5 protein-coding genes are annotated in these 8,738 nt (G+C 69.9%); 4 read left to right on the top strand and 1 reads right to left on the bottom strand.

What is annotated here, in order from left to right:
- Positions 1 to 155: 155 nt before the first annotated feature.
- From metH to IE170_RS29385, 4 genes are all read left to right on the top strand, one after another.
- A complete protein-coding gene (gene metH, locus IE170_RS29370; protein WP_189812510.1) occupies positions 156 to 3,668 on the top strand; it encodes a methionine synthase in 3,513 nt (1,170 codons plus the stop codon).
- Positions 3,669 to 3,781: 113 nt separating this feature from the next.
- Complete coding sequence (locus IE170_RS29375; protein WP_189812511.1) at positions 3,782 to 4,483, top strand: HAD family hydrolase; 702 nt, start codon at positions 3,782 to 3,784, stop codon at positions 4,481 to 4,483.
- A gap of 467 nt (positions 4,484 to 4,950) precedes the next feature.
- Complete coding sequence (locus IE170_RS29380; RefSeq protein WP_189812512.1) at positions 4,951 to 6,555, top strand: ABC transporter substrate-binding protein; 1,605 nt, start codon at positions 4,951 to 4,953, stop codon at positions 6,553 to 6,555.
- Between the two features lie 71 nt (positions 6,556 to 6,626).
- On the top strand, positions 6,627 to 8,210 hold the full coding sequence (locus IE170_RS29385; protein WP_189812513.1) for an ABC transporter substrate-binding protein: 1,584 nt from the start codon (positions 6,627 to 6,629) through the stop codon (positions 8,208 to 8,210).
- Positions 8,211 to 8,295: 85 nt separating this feature from the next.
- On the opposite strand, the gene IE170_RS33005 is transcribed toward IE170_RS29385, so the two are convergent.
- The coding region (locus IE170_RS33005; RefSeq protein ID WP_229885272.1) for a LuxR C-terminal-related transcriptional regulator at positions 8,296 to 8,738 on the bottom strand (443 nt) is incomplete at its 5' end.

The raw sequence follows: 8,738 nt of genomic DNA on the forward strand, positions 1-8,738 counted from the left end.
CCTGGACCCGCCCCGCAGACCCCCGCGGACAGCATGCAGTCCGCCACGTGGGACACCCGCACCGGGGCTCCCGCCGCGCGGTTACCCTGACCGCGTGCACCCTTGGAACGGCAAGGGTGCAAAGCCGACAGCCGTCGCATCCCAGGGAGCTCTCCATGGCCTCGTTGCCGAACCTGCCCGCCGACACCCAGAGCCGGGCCGATGCCCTCCGAGAGGCGCTCGCGACCCGCGTGGTCGTCGCCGACGGGGCCATGGGAACGATGCTCCAGGCCCAGGAGCCCACCCTGGAGGACTTCCAGCAGCTCGAAGGCTGCAACGAGGTCCTCAACGTCACCCGTCCGGACATCGTGCGCTCCGTCCACGACGCCTACTTCGCCGTCGGCGTCGACTGCGTCGAGACCAACACCTTCGGCGCCAACCACTCCGCGCTGGCCGAGTACGACATCCCCGAGCGCATCCACGAGCTCTCCGAGGCCGGCGCCCGCATCGCCCGCGAGGCCGCCGACGCCGCCACCGCCGCCACCGGGCAGCAGCGCTGGGTCCTGGGCTCCATCGGCCCCGGCACCAAGCTGCCGACCCTGGGCCACATCGCGTACGCCACCCTCCGCGACGCCTACCAGGCCAACGCCGAGGGCCTGCTCGCCGGCGGCTCCGACGCCCTCCTCGTCGAGACCACCCAGGACCTCCTGCAGACCAAGGCCTCCGTCATCGGCGCCCGCCGCGCCATGGAGGCCCTCGGCGTCTCCGTCCCCCTCGTCTGCTCCGTCACCGTGGAGACGACCGGCACCATGCTGCTCGGCTCCGAGATCGGCGCCGCGCTGACCTCCCTGGAGCCGCTCGGCATCGACATGATCGGCCTGAACTGCGCCACCGGCCCCGCCGAGATGAGCGAGCACCTGCGCTACCTCGCCCGCAACGCCCGCATCCCGCTCTCCTGCATGCCGAACGCGGGCCTGCCGGTCCTCGGCAAGGACGGTGCGCACTACCCGCTGACGGCGGGCGAGCTCGCCGACGCCCAGGAGACCTTCGTCCGCGAGTACGGCCTCTCCCTGGTCGGCGGCTGCTGCGGAACCACGCCCGAGCACCTGCGCCAGGTCGTCGAGCGGGTCCGCGGCCTCGCCCCCGCCGTCCGCGAGCCGCGCCCCGAGCCGGGCGCCTCCTCGCTGTACCAGACGGTCCCCTTCCGCCAGGACACCTCGTACATGGCGATCGGCGAGCGGACCAACGCCAACGGGTCGAAGAAGTTCCGCGAGGCCATGCTGGAGGCCCGCTGGGACGACTGCGTGGAGATGGCCCGCGACCAGATCCGCGAGGGCGCGCACATGCTCGACCTGTGCGTGGACTACGTCGGCCGCGACGGCGTCGCCGACATGCGGGAGCTGGCCGCCCGCTTCGCGACCGCCTCCACCCTGCCGGTGGTGCTGGACTCCACCGAGGTCGACGTCATCCAGGCGGGCCTGGAGGCCCTCGGCGGCCGCGCCGTCATCAACTCGGTGAACTACGAGGACGGCGACGGCCCCGACTCCCGCTTCGCGAAGGTCACCCGACTGGCCCAGGAGCACGGCGCGGCCCTGATCGCCCTCACCATCGACGAGCAGGGCCAGGCCCGCACCGCCGAGCACAAGGTCGCCATTGCCGAACGGCTGATCGAGGACCTCACCGGCAACTGGGGCATCAACGAGTCCGACATCCTCATCGACTGCCTCACCTTCACGATCTGCACCGGCCAGGAGGAGTCCCGCAAGGACGGCATCGCCACCATCGAGGCCATCCGCGAGCTCAAGCGCCGCCACCCCGAGGTGCAGACGACCCTCGGCCTGTCGAACATCTCCTTCGGCCTCAACCCGGCCGCCCGCGTCCTGCTGAACTCCGTCTTCCTCGACGAGTGCGTCAAGGCCGGCCTGGACTCGGCGATCGTCCACGCCTCGAAGATCCTGCCCATCGCCCGCTTCGACGACGAGCAGGTCTCCACCGCCCTGGACCTCATCTACGACCGCCGCGAGGGCGACTACGACCCGCTGCAGAAGCTGATGGCCCTCTTCGAGGGCGTCAACACCAAGTCCCTCAAGGCCGGCCGCGCCGAGGAGCTCCTCGCGCTGCCCCTGGAGGAGCGGCTGCGCCGCCGCATCGTCGACGGCGAGAAGAACGGCCTGGAGGCCGACCTCGACGAGGCCCTGCAGACCCGGCCCGCCCTCGACATCGTCAACGACACCCTCCTGGAGGGCATGAAGGTCGTCGGCGAGCTGTTCGGCTCCGGCCAGATGCAGCTGCCGTTCGTCCTCCAGTCCGCCGAGGTCATGAAGACGGCGGTGGCCTACCTGGAGCCGCACATGGAGAAGTCGGACGCGGAGGGCAAGGGCACCATCGTCCTGGCCACCGTCCGCGGCGACGTCCACGACATCGGCAAGAACCTCGTCGACATCATCCTCTCCAACAACGGCTACAACGTCGTCAACATCGGTATCAAGCAGCCGGTTTCGGCGATCGTGGAGGCCGCGCAGGAGCACCGCGCCGACGTCATCGGCATGTCCGGCCTGCTCGTCAAGTCGACCGTGATCATGAAGGAGAACCTGGAGGAGCTGAACCAGCGCAAGCTGGCGGCCACCTACCCGGTCATCCTCGGCGGCGCCGCCCTCACCCGCGCCTACGTCGAACAGGACCTCCACGAGATCTACGAGGGCGAGGTCCGCTACGCCCGCGACGCCTTCGAGGGCCTGCGCCTGATGGACGCCCTGATCGCCGTCAAGCGCGGTGTCCCCGGCGCCTCCCTGCCCGAGCTCAAGCAGCGCCGCGTCCCCAAGCGCGACACCCCGCTGCCGGAGGTGACCGAGCCGGAGGAGCCCGCGGGCCGCTCCGACGTCGCCGTCGACAACCCCGTCCCCACCCCGCCGTTCTGGGGCACCCGGGTCGTCAAGGGCATCCCCCTGAAGGACTACGCCTCCTGGCTCGACGAGGGCGCCCTCTTCAAGGGCCAGTGGGGCCTGAAGCAGGCCCGCGCCGGCGGCCCCACCTACGAGGAACTCGTCGAGACCGAGGGCCGGCCCCGGCTGCGCGGCCTGCTGGACAAGCTCCACACCGAGAACCTGCTGGAGGCGGCCGTCGTCCACGGCTACTTCCCGTGCGTCTCCAAGGGCGACGACCTGATCATCCTCGACGAGGCCGGCAACGAGCGGACCCGCTTCACCTTCCCGCGCCAGCGCCGCGGCCGCCGCCTGTGCCTCGCGGACTTCTTCCGTCCCGAGGAGTCCGGCGAGACCGACGTGGTCGGGCTCCAGGTCGTCACCGTCGGCTCCAGGATCGGCGAGGCCACCGCCGAGCTGTTCGCCTCGGACTCCTACCGCGAGTACCTGGAGCTGCACGGCCTCTCCGTCCAGCTCGCCGAGGCCCTCGCCGAGTACTGGCACGCCCGCGTCCGCGCCGAGCTCGGCTTCGGCGGCGAGGACCCCGCCGACGTCGAGGACATGTTCGCCCTGAAGTACCGGGGCGCCCGCTTCTCCCTCGGCTACGGCGCCTGCCCCGACCTGGAGGACCGCGCCAAGATCGCCGACCTGCTCCGGCCCGAGCGGATCGGCGTCCACCTGTCGGAGGAGTTCCAGCTCCACCCGGAGCAGTCCACCGACGCGATCGTCATCCACCACCCCGAAGCGAAGTATTTCAACGCACGCTGACGCAGACCGACGTACACTGGTCGGTCCCATACAGGCCGGTCGCCTGTTCCCCGGGGAGCGCCCCGCGCTGGAACAGGCGACCGGCCTTCTCGTCCCCACCGAGAGGCGCGCGCATGACCAGTACCGTTCCCGTCTCCATCGCCCGTACGGCCGACGGCTCGGCCCTCCAGGCGGTGCTGCTCGACATGGACGGGACGCTGGTCGACACCGAGGGCTTCTGGTGGGAGGCCGAGGTCGACGTCTTCGCCGAGCTCGGCCACCGCCTGGAGGAGTCCTGGCGCGACATCGTCGTCGGCGGCCCCATGACCCGCAGCGCCGGCTTCCTCATCGAGGCCACCGGCGCCGACATCGGCATCGGCGAGCTCAGCGTCCTGCTGAACGAGCGCTTCGAGGCCCGCATCGCCGAGCAGGTGCCCCTGATGCCCGGGGCCGAGCGGCTGCTGTCCGAACTCGCCCGGCACAACGTGCCCACCGCCCTCGTCTCCGCCTCGCACCGGCGCGTCATCGACCGCATCCTGGGCTCGCTGGGCCCCGAGCGCTTCGCGCTGACCGTCGCCGGCGACGACGTACCGCGCACCAAGCCCCACCCCGACCCGTACCTGCTGGCCGCCCGCACCCTCGGCGCCCACCCCTCCCGGTGCGCCGTCGTCGAGGACACCGCCACCGGCGTGGCCGCCGCGGAGGCGGCCGGCTGCCGCGTCGTCGCCGTCCCCTCCGTCGGGCTGATCGCGCCCGCGCCCGGGCGGACGGTGGTCGGCTCGCTGGAGGACGTCGACCTCGCCTTCCTCCGGTCCCTCATCACCCCGATGAACTGATCCGCCACGCTGCGTGGCGCACTGCGGCGCGGCAGCCCGGGAGCGGTCTTCCGTTCCTTGGCTGACGCGCCGAAAAGCCATCCATTCCCTGGCTTCGGGGCCAGGTGACCTTCGTCACCCGCAACGCCCCTTACGGACCGTTAGGGACCTCCGGGCCGGTTCCCTTGTGTCCGGATTGATGATCTCCTGACCGCATCTGCGATGGCCCCGGCCCTGACAGGCAGTCCCCTCCCATCACCGTGCGATTACACCCCAAGTCCGGCCAGTTCAAGCCAACCGGTCCAAGGCCACTAATGTCGACGCGGGCACTCCGCACCGCAGCAGTCCCGGACACACACCCCTGTGCCGGGTACGTGTGGACCGATCGTCATAAAACCGGCCCGATCGTTCCGCCCAGAACGGGCGACCGCCGCGAAGTGCCCTCTACGCCGCTTTGAACAAGTGCCGGTCAAGGGAGTACTTCCAGCATGAACCGCAAGACCCTGGTGCTGACGGCCGCGGCCGGACTGCTCACCCCCACCCTCGCTGCCTGCGGCAGCGCGACGGGCGGCGGAGCGGGAACCGGAGCGATCGTCGTCGGCACCACCGACCGGTACGAGGCGGCGGACTACGCCCCCGCACCGTTCGACCCGGCGTACGCCTACGACGCCGGAGCCTGGAACGTCCTGCGGCAGACCGTCCAGACCCTGATGCACACCCCCCGAGGCGGCGGCCAGCCCGTCCCCGAAGCGGCATCCGCCTGCCACTTCACCGACACCGGCAACGAGAGCTACCGCTGCACCCTGCGCCCCGGCCTGAAGTTCGCCGGCGGCGAGCCGCTCACCGCCAAGGACGTCAAGTTCTCCATCGACCGCGTCCGCGCGATCAACGCCGAGAACGGCCCCGCATCGCTCCTCTCCACCCTCGACACCGTCGAGGTCAAGGGCGCCGACACCGTCGTCTTCCACCTGAAGACCCCGGACGCGACGTTCCCGTACAAGCTCTCCACCCCGGCCGCCGGCATCGTCAGCGAGAAGGCCTACGACGCCAAGAAGCTCCGCGAGGGCTTCACCGTCGAGGGCTCCGGCCCCTACACGATGAAGGCCGAGGTCAAGGGCAACCGCCTCGTCCGCGCCGTGTTCAGCAAGAACCCCCACTACAAGGGCGACCTCAAGCTGCAGAACGACAAGGTCGAGCTGCGCACCTTCGACGACACCGCCGCCATGGGCAAGGCGCTCACCGACGGGCGGATCCACATGGTCTCCCGCACCCTGTCGCCGACCCAGATCAACGAGTTCTCGGCGAACCCGCCCAAGGGCGTCCGCCTCGTCCCGATGCCCGGCCTGGAGATCCGCTACATCGGCTTCAACACCGAGGCCCCGGTCGTCAAGGAGAAGGCCGTCCGCCAGGCCCTCGCCGCCGCCGTCGACCGCAACGCGATCGTCTCCAAGGTGTACGGCAAGACGGCGCAGCCCCTGTACTCGCTGGTCCCCACCTCGGTCACCGGCCACGTCAACTCCTTCCGCAACAAGTACGGCGAGGCCAACACGGCCAAGGCCGCACAGCTGCTGAAGGACGCCGGCATCAAGGCGCCGGTCAAGCTGACGCTCACCTACACCAAGGACCACTACGGCGACGGCACGGCCGCCGAGTTCGAGATCCTGAAGAACCAGCTGAACTCCACCCAGCTGTTCGACATCACCGTCCAGGGCGCCGACTGGACCGAGTTCCGCCCGGCGCAGAAGAAGGGCGACTACGCCGCCTACGGGCTCGGCTGGTTCCCCGACTACCCGGACGCCGACAACTTCCTCGCTCCCTTCCTGGAGCAGGACAACTTCCTGGGCACGCCGTACGCCAACAGCACGGTGCGCACCAAGCTCATCCCCGAGTCGCGCAAGGCCGCCGACCGCAACGTCGCCGCCCCCGCGATCACGGAGATGCAGGACATCGTCGCCGAGGACGTGCCCGTCCTGCCGCTGTGGCAGGGCAAGCAGTACGTCGCCGCACGCGACGGGATCACCGGAGTGGAGTGGTCGGTCAACGCCATCTCCGACCTCCAGCTGTGGGAGCTCGGCCGCGGAGTCAGCGGCTGAGACCGGCAGGACCGGCGGCGGGTGTCCGCGGGCCGGCGCATCGATTCAGCAAGACTGTGAAGGACGTTCGCGTGATGAGACGTAACCAGTGGTTGGCAGCCCCGCTCGGCGCAGCCACCGCCGCAGCGCTGCTCAGCGGTTGCGGTTCGACCGACGGCTCGCCCGCCGAAGGCGGCAAGGGCGTGGTCATGGGCATATCCGACAAGGTGAAGTCCACCGACCCCGCCGCGGGCTACGACCCGGGCTCCTGGCTGCTCTTCAACAACGTCTTCCAGTCGCTGCTGAGCTTCCCCAAGGGCGCCACCACCCCGGAGCCCGACGCCGCGCAGTCCTGCGCCTTCGAGGGCGGCGACAGCAAGGTGTACAAGTGCACCCTGAAGCCGGACCTGAAGTTCAGCAACGGCCACCCCCTCACGTCCGAGGACGTGAAGTTCTCCTTCGAGCGCACGCTCAAGATCAACGACCCGAACGGCCCGGCCGTCCTGCTGTCGTCGATCGCGGGCATCGACACCCCCGACGACAAGACCGTCGTCTTCCGCCTCAAGACGTCCGACGCGACCTTCCCCAGCAAGATCGCCTCGGGTGCGGGCTCCATCGTCGACCACGCCGAGTACCCGGCCGACAAGCTCCGCACCGACGGCAAGGCCATCGGCTCCGGCGTCTACAAGCTCGACTCGTTCAACGAGAAGAGCGCGAACTTCTCGGTCAACGAGGCCTACACCGGCAAGGCCAAGCCGAAGAACACCGGCGTCACGCTGAAGTTCTTCAACCAGGACCAGGCCGCCCTGAAGAAGGTCCTCGAAAGCGGCGACGTCGACTTCGCCTTCCGCGGCCTCGCCGCCAAGGACATCGCCAGCCTCGCCTCGACCAAGACCGGCAACAACAGCATCGAGGTCGTCCAGGGCACCGGCGCCGAGGTCCAGCACCTCGTCTTCAACATGAAGGACGAGGTCGCCGGCAAGCTCCCCGTCCGCAAGGCCATCGCCTTCCTCGTGGACCGCGAAGCGCTCGTCAAGGACGTCTACGAGGGCACCGCGACCTCCCTCTACTCGGTCGTCCCCGCCGGCATCGGCTCCCACAACACCGCCTTCTTCGACCGCTACGGCGGCAGCCCGCAGCCGAAGAAGGCCGAGGCGGTCCTCCGCGCGGCCGGCATCAAGGACAAGGTGAAGATCACCCTGTACACGACGCCGAACCGCTTCGGTCCCGCCACGGACCAGGAGATGGCGCTCATCGCCAAGCAGCTCAACGACAGCGGCCTGTTCGAGGCCGACGTCAAGTCCGTCGAGTACGAGCAGTACGAGAAGGACATCGCGGCCGGCAAGTACGGCGTCTACATCCGCGGCTGGGTGCCCGACTACCCGGACGCAGATAACTTCACGCAGCCGTTCTTCGGGCCGAACAACGTCCTGAACAACAACTACGACAACAAGGAGATCTCCCAGACGATCATCCCGGCGACCTCCGCCAAGGCCGACCGCAGCGCGGCCACGCCGGACTACACCCGCCTCCAGGACATCGTCGCCGACGAGATCCCGCTCCTGCCCCTGTGGCAGAGCAAGCAGTACGCGGTGACCCGCCAGAACGTCACCGGCCTGCAGTGGTCGCTCGACGCCTCCACCGTCTTCCGCTTCTGGGAGATCAGCAAGGGCTGAGCCGCCCCCGCAACGCCGACGGCCCGTGCCGCCCCCCTCCAGGGGCGGCACGGGCCGGTCGCGTTCCCGGGGCGGGGGAGCGCGGCTAGTGGGCGGCGCCCGGGCGGACCAGGCCGCTCTCGTACGCGTACACCGCAGCCTGCACCCGGTCCCGCAGGCCCAGCTTCGTCAGGACGTGGCCCACGTGCGTCTTGACCGTCGTCTCGCTGACGAACAGGTCCGCCGCGATCTCCGCGTTCGACAGGCCCTTCGCCACCAGCTTCAGCACCTCGACCTCCCGCTCGGTCAGCGTCCCGAGCGAATCCGGGACGCGCTCCTCTCCCGACGGCAGGTGCACCGCGTACTTGTCCAGCAGCCGCCGCGTGATGCTCGGTGCGAGCATCGCCTCGCCGCCCGCCACCACCCGGATCGCCTGCACCAGCTCGACCGCCGGGGCGTCCTTCAGCAGGAACCCGCTGGCCCCCGCCCGCAGCGCCTCCACCACGTACTCGTCCAGGTCGAACGTGGTCAGCACCAGCACCTTCGCCG

The sequence above is a fragment of the Streptomyces toxytricini genome (genome assembly GCF_014649915.1).
GTDB classification, from domain to species: domain Bacteria; phylum Actinomycetota; class Actinomycetes; order Streptomycetales; family Streptomycetaceae; genus Streptomyces; species Streptomyces toxytricini.

What these genes read in the sequence shown, in the direction of transcription:
- metH (WP_189812510.1), top strand. Translation starts at nt 156, where the DNA reads ATGGCCTCGTTGCCGAACCTGCCCGCCGACACCCAGAGCCGGGCCGAT.
- IE170_RS29375 (WP_189812511.1), top strand. Translation starts at nt 3,782, where the DNA reads ATGACCAGTACCGTTCCCGTCTCCATCGCCCGTACGGCCGACGGCTCG.
- IE170_RS29380 (WP_189812512.1), top strand. Translation starts at nt 4,951, where the DNA reads ATGAACCGCAAGACCCTGGTGCTGACGGCCGCGGCCGGACTGCTCACC.